Here is a 13,683-nt window from a genome sequence, read left to right as displayed (position 1 = left end):
CGCACGTCGTGGGTCACGAACAGCACCGCGGTGTTGGTGGAGCGCCACACCCGCAGCAGCTCGCCCTGGAGCACGTCGCGGGTGATCGCGTCCAGCGCGGAGAACGGCTCGTCCATCAGCAGCAGCGCCGGCGAACCGTCCTGCGCGCCCTGCACCGCCGATGCCAGCGCGCGGGCCAGCGCGACCCGCTGCCGCATGCCGCCGGACAGCTCGTGCGGGCGCTTGTCGCCGAGGCCGGCCAGCCGCACCAGCTCCAGCAGCTCGCTGGCCCGCTCCCGGCGCTCCGAGCGGCGCACGCCGGCGAAGCGCAGCGCCAGCTCCACGTTGCGGGCCGCGGTCAGCCACGGCATCAGCGCGGCCTCCTGGAACATCACCGCCGGGCGGGAGGTGCTCAGCGTGATGTCGCCCGCGGTCGGCCGGTCCAGGCCGGCCACCAGGTTGAGCAGCGTCGTCTTGCCGCAGCCGGACGCGCCGAGCAGGCACACGAACTCGCCCGGCGCGACCGACAGGTCCACCCCCTCCAGCGCGGACACGGCCGACCGGCCGGCGCCGAAGCTCTTGTGCACACCGCTCAGTCGCACGGCTGTGGTCATCGCGGAGGTCTCCAGCGTCGCGGTCATGTCCTCGCCTGCCTTAAAGTCCGGTCCGGATCACTTCTGGTCGAGTCCACCGGCGTCGACCGCCGGCTTGCCCGCGGCCTGCAACACCTTGTTCAGCAGCGTGAAGTCCGCGAAACCCTTGACCTCCGGCGCGGTCTTGGCCACGCCCGCGGTCACCTGGTCCTTGGCCAGCTGCGGGAACTGCGCGGCGATCGGGTCCGTGGTCAGCGAGATCTGCCCCCACGAGTCGTCGATCACGTTCTGCGCCAACGCCTTGCCGGTCAGCTTCTTGAGCTGGTCGTTGACCGCGGCCTCGGCGTCGGCCTTGTTCGAGCCGGCCCAGTCGACCGCGTCCAGCTCGCCCTTGATCAGCGCCTCGACGGTGGCCGGGTGCTGCTGGAGGAACTGGGTGCGCACGATCAGCACCGTGGTAGGGAACAGCTCGCGCGGCCACTGCGAGCGCTCGTCGAGCAGCACCTTGGCGCCGCCCTCGATCACCAGCCGGGACGACCACGGGGCCGGCGCCCAGGCCGCGTCGATGCTGCCCTTCTTGAACAGGTCGAGCGTGGTGGCGTTGTCGGCGTTGGTCACCTTGACGTCCGTCGCCCCGTCACCGGCCTTGAGGTTGTTGGCGGCCAACCACTTCTTCAACGCGATGTCCTGCGTGTTGGCCAGCTGCGGGGTGGCGATCGTCTTGCCCTTGAGGTCGGCGGCGGAGTTGATGCCGGCGCGGACGACCAGCTGCGCGCCGCCCGAGGTGGCCCCCGCGACCAGCCGCACACCCTTGCCCTCGGACTTGGCGAAGGCGTTGATGGCCGGCCCGGAGCCGATGAAGGCCGCGTCCAGCGAGTTGCCCAGCAGCGCACCGACCTCGTCCGGCCCGGCGTTGTACTGCTGCGTGGACAGCTTGGTGGCGCCCAGTTCCTTGGCGAAGAAACCCTTCTCCAGGCCGATCAGCGCGGCCGCGTGCGTGACGTTGGGGAAGTAGCCGAGGTGCACCTCGGTCGCCGGCCCCTGGTCGGCCGCGGCCGGGGCGGGAGCATCGCTGCCGCCGGCCCGGGAGCAGGCCGACAGCAGCGCTAACGCGGAAACTCCGGCGGCAAGGAGGGCTCTACGCTTCACGGGGGTTCAGTCCTTTTCAGGGGCCGGGGGAGACGAGGTCCTGGGCGGCCGGGTCGGCCTCGGTGATATCGGTCTGGTCCAGCTGGTTCAGCGGCGCGCCGACCAGTCCGGCGGCCAGCGTGCTGCCGTCGGCCGGGTCGATCACCAGGAACGCCCCGGTGCGGCGGCTGTCCGCGTAGTCGTCGATCGGCAGCTGCTCCGCCGAGCGGATCAGCACCCGGCCGATGTCGTTGAGGGACAACGACTCCGGTTCGTCGACACTGGACAGGGTCTGCTCATCGAACCGCGTTCGCAACTGGGTGACCAAGGCCTGGACGGTGCGGGCTCCGTGCTTGACAAGCACCCGCGCACCGGCTCGCAGCGGCTTGTCGCCGAGCCAGCACACCGTCGCGTCGAACTCGTCGGACACCCGCGGCGGGGCCGCCGCGGCGGCGATCAGATCGCCCCGGGTGATGTCGACATCGTTGGCCAGCAACAACGTCACCGACTCGCCGGAATCGGCCGACTGCTTCGGGCCCTGCGGTGAGTCGATGCCGGTGACCGTGGTGGAGATGCCCGAGGGCAGCACCACGATCTCGTCGCCGACGCTGACCCGGCCGGCGGCGATCTGACCGGCGTAGCCGCGGTAGTCCGGGAACTCCGCCGTGCGCGGACGGATCACGTACTGCACCGGGAACCGGAACGGCGCGTCCTCGGCGTCCGCGTGCACCGGCACGGTCTCCAGGTGCTCCAGCAGAGTCGGCCCGTCGTACCAGGGCGTCTGGTCCGAGCGGTCCACCACGTTGTCGCCGACCAGCGCGGAGACCGGGATGGTCACCACGTTCGCCTCGGGATAGCCCAGTTCCGCCGCGTGCGCGGTGAACTCCTTGGCGATGCGGCGATAGGTGGGCTCGTCGTAGTCGACGAGGTCGATCTTGTTCACTGCCAGGACCAGCTGTGGCACGCCCAGCAGCGCCAACACGGCCGCGTGCCGGCGGGTCTGCTCCACCACGCCGTTGCGGGCATCGACGAGCAGCACGCCCAGCTGCGCGGTGGACGCGCCGGTGACGGTGTTGCGCGTGTACTGCACGTGCCCCGGAGTGTCGGCCAGCACGAAGGACCGCCTGGGCGTGGCGAAGTACCGGTACGCCACGTCGATGGTGATGCCCTGCTCCCGCTCCGAGCGCAGGCCGTCGACCAGCAGCGACAGGTCCGGAGTGGACAGTCCGCGGTCGGCGGAGGCCCGGTGCACGGCGTCCAACGTGTCCGCGAGCACCGACTTGGTGTCGTACAGCAGGCGACCGACCAGAGTGGACTTGCCGTCGTCCACACTGCCGGCCGTGGCCAACCTCAGCAACTGGCTCATTTAGAAGTAGCCCTCCCGCTTGCGGTCCTCCATGGCTGCCTCGGACATGCGGTCGTCGGCGCGGGTGGCGCCGCGTTCGGTCAGCCGCGAGGCGGCGACCTCCGCGATGACGTCGGCAATGGTGGCGGCGGTGGACTCCACGGCCCCGGTGCAGGAGCCGTCGCCCACGGTGCGATAACGCACGGTCTTGCTCAGCAGCGTCTCCCCGTCCCGCGGGCCGCCCCACGGACCTTCGGCGAGCCACATGCCGTCGCGCAGGTACACCTCGCGCTGGTGGGCGTAGTAGATCTGCGGGAGCTCGATGTTCTCGCGCTCGATGTAGTGCCAGACGTCCAGCTCGGTCCAGTTGGACAGCGGGAACACCCGCACGTGCTCGCCCGGGCGGTGCCGGCCGTTGTACAGGTTCCACAGCTCCGGGCGCTGCCGGCGCGGCTCCCACTGGCCGAAGGAGTTGCGCAGGCTGAAGATGCGCTCCTTGGCCCGGGCCCGCTCCTCGTCCCGGCGGCCGCCGCCGAACACCGCGTCGAACTTGTGCGCGGTGATGGAATCCAGCAGCGGCACCGTCTGCAGCGGGTTGCGGGTGCCGTCCGGGCGCTCCTGGAGCCGGCCGTCGTCGATCCACTCCTGCACGTTCGCGACCTCGAGCCGCAGCCCGTGCTGGGCCACCACCTTGTCCCGGAACTCGATGACCTCCGGGAAGTTGTGGCCGGTGTCCACGTGCAGCAGCGCGAACGGCACCGGCGCCGGCCAGAACGCCTTGATCGCCAGGTGCAGCAGCAGCGTCGAGTCCTTGCCGCCGGAGAACAGGATCACCGGCCGGTCGAACTCGCCCGCGACCTCGCGGAAGATGTGGATGGCCTCGGACTCCAAGGCGTCCAGGTTGTCAGTGACGGCAAGGGTTTCAGCCATGCAGACCACACTCCGTCTTGCCCTGGCCGGCCCAGCGGCCGCTGCGCGCGTCCTGGCCCGGCAGCGGCTTGGCCGTGCACGGGGCGCAGCCGATGGACAGATATCCCTCGCTCACCAACGGGTTCTCCAGAATGCCGTGATCGGCGATGTAGGCGTTGAACTCGTCGTCGCTCCACGGCGCGATCGGGTTGACCTTGACCAGCCCGTTGCGGTCGTCCCACTGCACGATCGGCGTGGTGGCCCGGGTCGGCGCGTCCACCCGGCGCACGCCGGTGACCCACGCGTCGTAGCGGGACAGCGTCTGCCGCAGCGGCACCACCTTGCGCAGGAAGCAGCAGCGGTCCGGCGCGGTCTGGTTGAGCAGCCCGAACTCCGCCTCCTGGTCGGCCACCGACTGCTCGGCCTGCGCGTTGACGATGGTCAGCTTCGGGTAGACGGTGGCCACCGCGTCCCGGGTGCCGATGGTCTCCGGGAAGTGGTAGCCGGTCTCCAGGAACAGCACGTCCACGTCCGGCTTCACCTGCGCCGCCAGGTCGATCAGCACCGCGTCCTGCATGTTGGACGCGACGATCCACGACTCGCCGAAGTGCTCCGCCGTCCAGGCCAACGCCTCGGCCGCGGTCGCGTCGGCCAGCTCGGCCGACGCCTTCTCGGCGAACTCCTTGAGATCCGTGCTCACTTGGTCACCACCAGTCCGACGAACTTCACGGTGAACACCCGGCAGCACGCGGCACAGCGCCATGCCGCGTGCGGTTCCTCCTCGGGACGCAGGTCCTCGTCCCCGCAGTACGGGCAGTACAGGGGAACGGCGCGCTCCGTCATCGGAGATCGGCCTCCTCGGCGCGGGTCGCCCACTGCGCGAACCGCTCACCCTCGGTGCGCTGCTCGACGAAGCGGCGCACCACCCGCTCCACGTAGTCGTTGAGCTCGGCCGCGGAAACCTTGTGGCCACGCAGCTTCCGGCCGAAACCGGAGTCGAGGCCGAGGCCGCCGCCCAGGTGCACCTGGAAACCCTCGCCCTGGTTGCCCTCCGCGTCGGTGACGATCTGGCCCTTGAGGCCGATGTCCGCGGTCTGGACCCGGGCGCAGGAGTTGGGGCAGCCGTTGATGTGCACGCTCACCGGCACGTCCAGCTGCGAGTTCAGGTCGGCCAGCCGGTCCTCCAGCACCGTGATCAGGTCGGCCGCGCGGCGCTTGGTCTCGACGATGGCCAGCTTGCAGAACTCGATGCCGGTGCAGGCCATCGTGGAGCGCCGCCACGGCGACGGGTTGACCTGCAGGCCCAGCTTGTCCAGGTCGGCGGTCAGCTGCTCGACATCGCTCTCGGCGACGTCCAGCACGACGACCTTCTGGTGGGGCGTCAGGCGGACCCGGCCGGAGCCGGCCCGCTCGGCCGTCTTGGCCAGCTCCACCAGCATGGAGCCCGACACCCGGCCGACGACCGGGGCCGCGCCCACGTAGCGCTTGCCGTCCTTCTGCTCGTGCACGCCGACGTGGTCGATGGGCAGGGCCGGGGCCTCCGGCGCGGGACCGTCGACCAGCGACCGCTTCAGGTACTCGGTCTCGAGGATCTCGCGGAAGCGCTCGGGGCCCCAGTCCGCGATGAGGAACTTGATACGGGCGCGGTGGCGCAGGCGGCGGTAGCCGTAGTCGCGGAAGACGCTGACCACGCCCTCCCACACGTCCGGCACCTCCTCCAGCGGCACCCAGGCGCCGAGGCGCTTGCCCAGCATCGGGTTGGTGGACAGGCCGCCACCGACCCACAGGTCGAAGCCCGGGCCGTGCTCGGGGTGCTCGACGCCGACGAAGGCGACGTCGTTGATCTCGTGCACGATGTCCTGGAGGCCCGAGATGGCCGTCTTGAACTTGCGCGGCAGGTTGGAGTACTTGGGGTCGCCGATGTAGCGGCGGTTGATCTCCTCGATGGCCCACGTGCCGTCGAGGACCTCCTCGGTGGAGATGCCGGCGACCGGGGAGCCCAGCACCACGCGCGGGCAGTCGCCGCACGCCTCCGTGGTGGACAGGCCGACCGCCTCCAGCTTCTGCCAGATGGCCGGCACGTCCTCGATGCGGATCCAGTGGTACTGGATGTTCTGCCGGTCCGTGATGTCCGCGGTGTCCCGGGCGTACAGCTCGCCGATCTCACCGAGCACCCGCAGCTGCTCGGTGGTCAGCGCGCCGCCGTCGATGCGGACCCGCATCATGAAGTAGCGGTCGTCCAGCTCCTCCGGCTCCAGGGTGGCCGTGCGGCCGCCGTCGATGCCCTGCTTGCGCTGGGTGTACAGGCCGTACCACCGCATCCGGCCCCGCAGGTCGGCCGGGTCGATGGAGTCGAAGCCGGCGTGCGCGTAGATGTTCTCGATGCGGGCGCGGACGTTGAGCGGGTTGTCGTCCTTCTTGCTGCGCTCGTTCGGGTTGAGCGGCTCGCGGTAGCCAAGGGCCCACTGCCCCTCGCCCCGGCGGGCGTGACCGCGCTTCGGGGGTGCTGCTGGGGGGACCATGCTGGCGTCCTCCGGGGTTCAGGGCACGGAGCACGCTGAAACGAGGTCCCGGATGTGGTGGGGGACGCATCGCCGGCGTGTCCCGCGCCGGCGAGGGTCGAGCGAACGGCTACGGGTTACCTGACGGAAAGCCCGCACATCGCGCTGGAGACGCGCTGGAAGTCGACGTGGCGGCGGACCACGAGACGGAGTTCCAGCGCAGACATGTTTCCTAGCGTGCCACGCGTCCACGAAGTGGTCCACCGCCAACCGGATGGTGGGACGCGGTTCACGTAGGCCCTGGTGAAGTGCTATGCGACGGTTCCCGACATATGACCGCGGGTGACGTGACGATCGCGCTGCGTCGTCGGGGAGACTGGGGGTGTGCCCTCAGCTCTGCCCGTAGCCGATCCCGCCCCCGCCGACGGCTCCCTGCCCTCATCCGCTCTGTCCGGATTGGGCACCCGCCCCTTCGGCGTCTACGTGCACGTGCCGTTCTGCGCCGTGCGCTGCGGCTACTGCGATTTCAACACCTACACGCCCGGGGAGCTCGGGTCTTCCGCCTCTCCCCAGAGCTGGCTCGACGGCCTGCGCAGCGAGCTCGACCTGGCCGCCTCCGTCCTCGGCTCCGCGCCTCCCGTGGACACCGTCTTCGTCGGCGGCGGCACGCCGTCCCTGCTCGGCGTCGACGGCCTTTCGTCCGTTCTGGACGCTGTGCGCTCTTCGTTCGGCCTGGCCTCGGGCGCCGAGGTGACGACGGAGTCCAACCCCGAGTCCACCTCCGTCGAGTTCTTCGCCGGAATTCGTGACGCCGGTTACACCCGGGTGTCCCTGGGCATGCAGTCCGCCGCCCCGCACGTGTTGGCGGTCCTCGACCGCAAGCACACCGCCGGCCGCCCCGTCGCCGCCGCCCGCGAGGCCTTCGCCGCCGGCTTCTCGCACGTGAACCTCGACGTCATCTACGGCACGCCGGGGGAGCGCCCCGCCGACCTTCGGGCCTCCCTCGACGCCGTCCTGTCGGCCGGCGTCGACCACGTCTCCGCCTACGCCCTGATCGTCGAGGACGGCACCGCCCTGGCCCGGCGCGTCAAGCGCGGCGAGCTCCCCGCCCCCGACGACGACGTGCTCGCTTCGTACTACGAGACCATCGACGCGGCGCTCTCCGCCGCCGGTCTGCACTGGTACGAGGTCTCCAACTGGGCCTCGTCACCGGAGGCCCAGTGCCGCCACAACATCATCTACTGGCAGGGCCACGACTGGTGGGGCGCCGGTCCCGGCGCCCACAGCCATGTCGGCGGCGTCCGCTGGTGGAATGTCAAACACCCCGCCAAGTACGCCTTCGAGCTCTCCGCCGGCCGCTCACCCGCCGCCGGCCGCGAGATCCTCTCCGCCGAGGACCGCCGCGTCGAACGCGTCCTGCTGGAGCTCCGCCTCGCCACCGGCCTCCCCACCTCCGCCCTGGACCCCGCCGGCCTCTCCGCCGCCGCCTCCTGCGCCTCCGACGGCCTCCTCGACCCCTCCGCCCTCTCCTCCGGCCACTGCATCCTCACCCCCCGAGGCCGCCTCCTGGCCGACGCCGTAGTCCACCGCCTCCTTCCCTGAACCCCCGCGAGTCCCGCTCTCCGGCACACCGAAATACGGTTTCAGGCAGACGGTGATGCCACATGCGCTTCCCATGTGGCACCTGGGCGCAAGTGGGAAGCGCACGTGGCACTGCGGCCGCCTGTTGTTCGGACTAGGTGATCTCGGCTCGCAGCTTGGCCAGAACCTCGTCCTTGGTCATGCCGAACTTTCCACCATCGGTCACAGGGCCAGGGCGTTGCGGAGGGCTTGGCTCACCTGGAGCATCGCGGCCTGGCGAAGCGGTCCCATGTCGCGGGTGACCTCGTCCCGGTACACCGTCACGATGTCGTCGCACAGGATGCGTCCGGTCCACGGCGTGTCCACGGCCTCCAACTGGACGATCGTGTCCAGCGCGGGCTTCCTCGCAGTGCTGAGCCGCACGGCGAGGAAGCTGTCGAGCACGTGGTTGCGCTGGTTGTTGGACACCGCGAGGTAGTACTTCTCCGGCAGGTCGCCGAGCTCCGCCCCGTACACGTGGCCGCGGACGATGCGAGAGACGCCGCCATGGGTCCTGGTCACTCGTCACCCCAGTCGGCGATCTGGCGGCGGCGCGCGGCGCGGACCGCCGCCTCGTCGTCGGCGTCCCGTGATGCGAGCAACTCGCGGTAGCCGTCCTCGCGGGCCCGTTCACGCACGGCGTCGAGGCCGAGGACCAGCAGTGCGTGCAGCACGGCCGCCTTGGAGTCACCGACCTCGTCGGACAGCTGCTCCAAGGCGCGCCGTTCCAGGCTCGAACTTTGCAGCAGTCGTTCCAGGACGGCGAGGTCGGCGTCGGTGAGCGGGATGCTCTCCCGCCGTGCCGCAGTTGACATGGCAGAAGTATGCCGCACAATCTGCCGCACATAGCCGTGGGCCACAGCTGGACTGCGAAGTCGGCAACAGGTGAGCCCTGAGTCCGGCGCGCTCCGTAAACTTGTCGTGAGCACCGATGTCGACCGGCCGGGAGGTGACGCCGCGTGAATGCTGATGAGCGCCGCTTCGAGGTGTTGCGCGCGATCGTCGCGGACTACGTCTCCAACCAGGAGCCGGTGGGGTCGAAGGCGTTGGTCGACCGGCACAACCTGGGGGTGTCGAGCGCGACGGTGCGCAACGACATGGCGGCGCTGGAGGAGGACGGGTACATCACGCAGCCGCACACGAGTGCGGGCCGGGTGCCGACGGACAAGGGATATCGCCTGTTCGTGGACCGGATCAGCGACCTGAAGCCGCTGTCGCCGGCCGAGCGCCGGGCGATCCACAGCTTCCTCGAAGGCGCGGTGGACCTGGACGACGTGCTGCGGCGCAGCGTGCGGCTGCTGGCGCAGCTGACGCGGCAGGTGGCGGTGATCCAGTACCCGACGCTGACCCGGTCGACGGTGCGGCACGTCGAGGTGGTGCAGCTGACGCCGGCCCGGCTGATGCTGGTGCTGATCACCGACGCGGGCCGGGTGGACCAGCGCATGGTGGAGCTGGGCGACGTGATCGACGAGGAGGGCACGGCCCAGGTCAGGGCCATGCTGAACTCGGCGATGTGCGGCCAGCGCCTGACCGACGCCTCGGCCCGGGTGGCGGAGCTGCCGGCGCAGGTGCCGGCGGAGCTGCGCAACGCGATGCTGAGGATCTCGACGGTCTTGGTCGAGACGCTGGTGGAGCACCCGGAGGAGCGGCTGCTGCTGGGCGGCACGGCGAACCTGACGCGTAACGTGGCGGACTTCCCGGGTTCGCTGCGCCAGGTGCTGGAGGCGCTGGAGGAGCAGGTGGTGGTGCTGCGCCTGCTGGCCGCGGTGAGCGACCCGGCCACGGTGACGGTCCGCATCGGCGGCGAGAACGAGGCCGAGGACCTGCGGAGCACCTCCGTGGTCTCCATCGGCTACGGCGGTAAGGGAACATTGCTCGGGGGGATGGGCGTTGTCGGCCCGACGAGGATGGACTACCCGGGCACCATGGCCGCCGTCCACGCGGTGGCCAACTACGTGGGCGACATCCTGACCGGGCGCTAGCCCGACAGCTAACGGGCCGGACCCTCGCGGGATCCGGCAGGAGGACTGGAAACAAGGTGGCCAGGGATTATTACGGCACGCTCGGGGTCGGCCAGGACGCGACGCCCGAGGAGCTGAAGCGCGCGTACCGAAAGCTCGCCAGGGAGCTGCACCCGGACGTCAACCCGGACGAGCAGGCGCAGCAGCGCTTTCGTGAGGTCACGGCCGCTTACGAGGTGCTGTCCGACCCGCAGAAGCGGAAGATCGTCGACCTCGGCGGGGACCCGCTCGGCGGCGGCCCGGGCGGGGGCGGCGGGGCCGGCATGCGGGACCCGTTCGGCGGCGCGGGCTTCGGCCTCGGCGACATCATGGACGCCTTCTTCGGCGCGGCGACGGGCGGCGGCTCGGGCCGCGGACCGCGTAGCCGGGTGCAGCCGGGCTCGGATGCCCTGCTGCGCATGGAGCTCACGCTGGACGAGTGCCTCACGGGCGTCAGCCGCGAGATCACGGTCGACACCGCGGTGCTGTGCGACCACTGCCAGGGCAGCGGCTGCGCGCCCAACACGCGGCCGCAGACCTGCGAATGTTAAATTCGAAGTAATTTGCCGCTGTGGATCGGACGCGATATGTAAACCAACTCAAGGACAACATGCCCAAAGCTGGTCTAGAGTCTACAAAAGGCAAAACGCTTTCGGGGCGGTGTGTCTCCTGGATGCTCTCGAAGTATTGTGAGGTGTTGGGGTGTAGCTGCTCTGTGTACAAAAGTTAATGAGTTGATTTACCCAGGAGAAACCACGTCAATAAGTGCGCCGAGTATCTGGTTAGCTCGGTAAACAAATTAGTATCAATTGCACAAGACCCTGTTCCATAAATCGCAGTGCTCGGGTGACGGCCGGGTCCGCGCGCGCCGCAGCATCACCGTGCAGATCCCGCCCGGTGTGGCGGACGGCATGCGGGTGCGCCTGGCCAGCCAGGGCGAGGTCGGCCCCGGCGGCGGCCCGGCCGGCGACCTGTACGTCGAGGTGGACGAGCTGCCGCACGAGACGTTCGAGCGTGAGGGCGCGAACCTGCACGGCACGCTGCGCATCCCGGTGACGACGGCGGCGCTGGGCGCGGTGCTCCAGCTCAAGACGCTGGACGGCACGGAGGAGCTGCGCATCGAGCCGGGCACGCAGCCCAACACGGAGCTGGTGCTGACCGGCCGTGGCATGCCGAAGCTGCGCTCCTCGGGCCGCGTCGACGGCCGCGGCGACATGTACGTGCACCTCCAGGTGGAGGTGCCCACGAAGCTGGACGCCAAGCAGGCGGAGCTGCTGCGTGAGCTGGCGGGGCTGCGGGGCGAGGAGGAGCCGGAGCTGTCGTCGACCAACGGTCGCGGCCACGGCCTGTTCTCGCGCCTGCGCAACTCGCGCCGGTGACGACGCTGCCCGTCTTCCTCGTCGACGGCCTGCCGACGGGCGACGCCGGTGTGCTGGACGGGCCGGAGGGCCACCACGCAGCGTCCGTGCGGCGGCTGCGCGTCGGCGAGGAGCTGGTGCTCGCCGACGGCCGCGGCGGCCGCGTGCGCTGTGGCATCGAGGCTGTGGAGAAGGACTCGCTGCGGCTGGCCGTGCTGGAGCGCACGCACATCGAGCAGCCGCAGCCGCGGGTGGTCGTGGCGCAGGCGTTGGTCAAGGGCGACCGGGGTGAGCTCGCCGTGGAGCTGGCCACGGAGGCCGGCGTCGACGCGATCGTGCCGTGGCGGGCGTCGCGCTGTGTCGCCCGATGGGATGAAGGTCCCCGCGGCGCGAAGGCGCTGGCCAAGTGGCGCAGCACGGCCCGGGAGGCGGCCAAGCAGTCCCGCCGGGCCTGGGTTCCGGAGGTCGCGGAACCGGTCACCACGGCCGAACTGGCCAAGCTGGTCGGCGCCGCGGCCAAGGCGATGGTGTTGCACGAGTCCGCCACCAGTCGGCTGGACGATCTGCCGGCGCAGGGGGATCTGCTGCTGGTCGTCGGCCCCGAGGGCGGCATCAGCGACGAGGAGCTGGCCGCGCTGACCGATGCCGGCGCGATCGCGGTCCGGTTGGGGCCGTCGGTGTTGCGGGCTTCTACCGCAGCGGCGGTCGCTCTGGGAGCGATCGGCGCCTTGTCCACCCGATGGGGCTGACCAGAGCGATCAAGATGGGCCCGGCCCGATTCCGGTATGGCGCGAAGCCGTGAGCAGGGTCTACCCTTTGGCAACCAAGAATTTCCGACGTCGGGTCGAACTGGGTTCGGGGCCGATGTTGGGACTACCCGCCGGACACCTCCCCCCTCGGTCCGGCGGCGGCCGTGCCGTAGCGGAGTGACCCCCAGGCTCCGCTGCGGCACGGTTTTTTTATTGCCTCGTGTTTCTACGACTTCGACGAGCTGGGAAACAGCGTGTAGCTGAAGGACCAGAAGAAGTCGATGCCCAGCACGATGGTCCACAGCCCCATGCCGCCCAGCAGCTGGGCGCCGCGCACCGGGTCGAAGCCGGTGAGCGCGTAGCCGCCGCCGAGCAGGGCGATCACCACGATCCACTCGCCGACCCGCCGGTAGAAGCCCGAGCGCTGCTGGCGGGCGTGTTCCCAGCCGCTGACCCGGGGCTTGGGCTCGCGGGCGAGCTTGCGTCGGACCCAGCCGTCCATCGTGTGCAGGTGGTGGCGGCCGGAGACGACCACGATGCCGATGATGATCGCCCCGAGCACGTGCGCGATGTCGGCGGTGCCGCCCCGGGCCAGGTCGATGGCGCCGGCGACGAGCACGACGACGTAACCCAGTGGCGACAGCACCAGCAGCACCGCGCCGGCCCTGGGCATCTTCAGCAGGTAGCGGACGACCAGCCCGGCGAGCAGCAGGACGACAAAGCCCACCTCGGAGCCGATCACGAGTGTGAGCAGCACGGCGCCTCCTCTGATGTGTCACGACTGTATTAGTACAAGCGTATTTATATCACATGTGTTAAAACAGTGCAGTGCCCAAGGCTGTCGATCACGAGGCCCGTCGCCGCGAGCTCGCCGAAGCGGTGTGGCGGGTGATCAGCACCGACGGCGTGCACCGCGCGTCGGTGCGTGCCGTCGCCGCCGAGTCCGGCTGGTCCACCGGCTCGCTGCGGCACTACTTCCCGACCCAGGACTCGCTGCTGGCCTTCGCCATGGAGCTGCTGGCCGACAAGGCCCGGGCCCGGTTGCAGGCCATCGACGACCAGGACAACCGGACCGTGCTGCGCCGCATCGCGGAGGCCCTGCTGCCGCTGACCACCGAGCACCGCATCGAGGTCGAGGTGTGGCTGGCCCTGCTGGCCCGGGCCCAGGTCGACCCCGGCCTGCAACGGGCCGAGCGGGACAACCGGGAGGCGCTGCTGTCGGTGCTGTCCGGCGTGCTCTGGCGGGCCACCGCGCACGGCGAGCTGAGCGAGAGCCGCAACCCCGACCTGGAGGCCGTCCGCTACCTCGCGGTGATCGACGGCATGACGCTGGCCTGCGTGTTCTACGCGGAGCGAATCAGCGCCGAGGTCGCGCTGGCGGCGATCGACCGGCATCTGGACGACCTGCTCGGCGTGCCGTCTACCCTGCCGGCATGACGCGGACTGCCTGTTCTGCAAGATCGTCGCCGGCGACATCCCGGCGACCGTCGTCCACGACGGG

The 13,683-nt window shown here is 70.3% G+C and carries 15 protein-coding genes and 1 pseudogene; 5 read left to right on the top strand and 11 right to left on the bottom strand.

Annotation, left to right across the window (positions count from 1 at the left end; genetic code table 11):
- From KUTG_RS16595 to KUTG_RS66245, 8 genes are all read right to left on the bottom strand, one after another.
- Positions 1-620 (bottom strand): ABC transporter ATP-binding protein (locus KUTG_RS16595; protein ID WP_043729618.1); only part of this gene is annotated, 620 nt, incomplete at its 3' end.
- A gap of 30 nt (positions 621-650) precedes the next feature.
- Positions 651-1,721: an ABC transporter substrate-binding protein gene (locus tag KUTG_RS16590; RefSeq protein WP_232240825.1), complete on the bottom strand. Its 1,071-nt coding sequence runs from the start codon at positions 1,719-1,721 to the stop codon at positions 651-653.
- A gap of 16 nt (positions 1,722-1,737) precedes the next feature.
- On the bottom strand, positions 1,738-3,066 hold the full coding sequence (locus tag KUTG_RS16585; RefSeq protein WP_043717903.1) for a sulfate adenylyltransferase subunit 1: 1,329 nt from the start codon (positions 3,064-3,066) through the stop codon (positions 1,738-1,740).
- Positions 3,067-3,975 (bottom strand): sulfate adenylyltransferase subunit CysD, encoded by a 909-nt coding sequence (gene cysD, locus KUTG_RS16580; RefSeq protein WP_043717896.1) that lies wholly within the window; start codon positions 3,973-3,975, stop codon positions 3,067-3,069.
- Entirely contained in the window at positions 3,968-4,654 is a 687-nt protein-coding gene (locus KUTG_RS16575) for a phosphoadenylyl-sulfate reductase (RefSeq protein WP_043717895.1), read from the bottom strand. The genes cysD and KUTG_RS16575 overlap by 8 nt, the downstream gene beginning before the upstream one ends.
- Positions 4,651-4,797, bottom strand: coding sequence for an Insertion element protein (locus KUTG_RS61325; RefSeq protein WP_198047198.1), 147 nt, complete (start codon positions 4,795-4,797; stop codon positions 4,651-4,653). Before KUTG_RS61325 ends, KUTG_RS16575 begins: the two co-directional genes overlap by 4 nt.
- Positions 4,794-6,476 carry a nitrite/sulfite reductase gene (locus tag KUTG_RS16570; RefSeq protein ID WP_043717892.1) on the bottom strand — a complete coding sequence of 561 codons (1,683 nt, stop codon included), beginning with the start codon at positions 6,474-6,476 and terminating at the stop codon, positions 4,794-4,796. Before KUTG_RS16570 ends, KUTG_RS61325 begins: the two co-directional genes overlap by 4 nt.
- Before the next feature lie 116 nt (positions 6,477-6,592).
- Positions 6,593-6,682 carry a putative leader peptide gene (locus KUTG_RS66245; RefSeq protein ID WP_312890013.1) on the bottom strand — a complete coding sequence of 30 codons (90 nt, stop codon included), beginning with the start codon at positions 6,680-6,682 and terminating at the stop codon, positions 6,593-6,595.
- A gap of 157 nt (positions 6,683-6,839) precedes the next feature.
- Between KUTG_RS66245 and hemW the strand changes: the two genes are divergently transcribed.
- Positions 6,840-8,057: a radical SAM family heme chaperone HemW gene (hemW, locus tag KUTG_RS16565; protein ID WP_043717889.1), complete on the top strand. Its 1,218-nt coding sequence runs from the start codon at positions 6,840-6,842 to the stop codon at positions 8,055-8,057.
- A gap of 201 nt (positions 8,058-8,258) precedes the next feature.
- Here hemW and KUTG_RS16560 read toward each other — a convergent pair whose 3' ends face one another.
- Positions 8,259-8,597: a type II toxin-antitoxin system PemK/MazF family toxin gene (locus tag KUTG_RS16560; RefSeq protein WP_043717887.1), complete on the bottom strand. Its 339-nt coding sequence runs from the start codon at positions 8,595-8,597 to the stop codon at positions 8,259-8,261.
- Positions 8,594-8,890, bottom strand: a complete 297-nt coding sequence (locus KUTG_RS16555; protein ID WP_043717885.1) for a hypothetical protein — start codon at positions 8,888-8,890, stop codon at positions 8,594-8,596. The genes KUTG_RS16560 and KUTG_RS16555 overlap by 4 nt, the downstream gene beginning before the upstream one ends.
- A gap of 144 nt (positions 8,891-9,034) precedes the next feature.
- Between KUTG_RS16555 and hrcA the strand changes: the two genes are divergently transcribed.
- From hrcA to KUTG_RS16535, 3 genes and pseudogenes are all read left to right on the top strand, one after another.
- Positions 9,035-10,057, top strand: coding sequence for a heat-inducible transcriptional repressor HrcA (gene hrcA, locus KUTG_RS16550; RefSeq protein ID WP_043717882.1), 1,023 nt, complete (start codon positions 9,035-9,037; stop codon positions 10,055-10,057).
- 56 nt (positions 10,058-10,113) lie between these two features.
- Positions 10,114-11,454 (top strand): annotated as a pseudogene (locus tag KUTG_RS66240) (DnaJ C-terminal domain-containing protein).
- Entirely contained in the window at positions 11,451-12,182 is a 732-nt protein-coding gene (locus KUTG_RS16535) for a 16S rRNA (uracil(1498)-N(3))-methyltransferase (protein WP_043717881.1), read from the top strand. Before KUTG_RS66240 ends, KUTG_RS16535 begins: the two are co-directional and overlap by 4 nt.
- A gap of 226 nt (positions 12,183-12,408) precedes the next feature.
- Here KUTG_RS16535 and KUTG_RS16530 read toward each other — a convergent pair whose 3' ends face one another.
- Positions 12,409-12,939: a hypothetical protein gene (locus tag KUTG_RS16530; RefSeq protein WP_043717879.1), complete on the bottom strand. Its 531-nt coding sequence runs from the start codon at positions 12,937-12,939 to the stop codon at positions 12,409-12,411.
- A 71-nt stretch (positions 12,940-13,010) separates the two neighbouring features.
- On the opposite strand from KUTG_RS16530, the gene KUTG_RS16525 reads away from it, so the two are divergent.
- Positions 13,011-13,619: a TetR/AcrR family transcriptional regulator gene (locus tag KUTG_RS16525; protein ID WP_043717877.1), complete on the top strand. Its 609-nt coding sequence runs from the start codon at positions 13,011-13,013 to the stop codon at positions 13,617-13,619.
- The last annotated feature ends 64 nt before the right edge of the window (positions 13,620-13,683 follow it).

Origin of the sequence: Kutzneria sp. 744, assembly GCF_000568255.1 — a bacterium.
Lineage (GTDB): Bacteria > Actinomycetota > Actinomycetes > Mycobacteriales > Pseudonocardiaceae > Kutzneria.
Note: the sequence above shows the minus strand (reverse complement) of the source record. Positions and strands in the feature narration are given on the sequence as shown.

Coding starts and splice junctions, on each gene's coding strand:
- KUTG_RS16585 (WP_043717903.1), bottom strand. CDS start 3,066: ATGAGCCAGTTGCTGAGGTTGGCCACGGCCGGCAGTGTGGACGACGGC.
- cysD (WP_043717896.1), bottom strand. CDS start 3,975: ATGGCTGAAACCCTTGCCGTCACTGACAACCTGGACGCCTTGGAGTCC.
- KUTG_RS61325 (WP_198047198.1), bottom strand. CDS start 4,797: ATGACGGAGCGCGCCGTTCCCCTGTACTGCCCGTACTGCGGGGACGAG.
- KUTG_RS16570 (WP_043717892.1), bottom strand. CDS start 6,476: ATGGTCCCCCCAGCAGCACCCCCGAAGCGCGGTCACGCCCGCCGGGGC.
- KUTG_RS66245 (WP_312890013.1), bottom strand. CDS start 6,682: ATGTCTGCGCTGGAACTCCGTCTCGTGGTCCGCCGCCACGTCGACTTC.
- KUTG_RS16555 (WP_043717885.1), bottom strand. CDS start 8,890: ATGTCAACTGCGGCACGGCGGGAGAGCATCCCGCTCACCGACGCCGAC.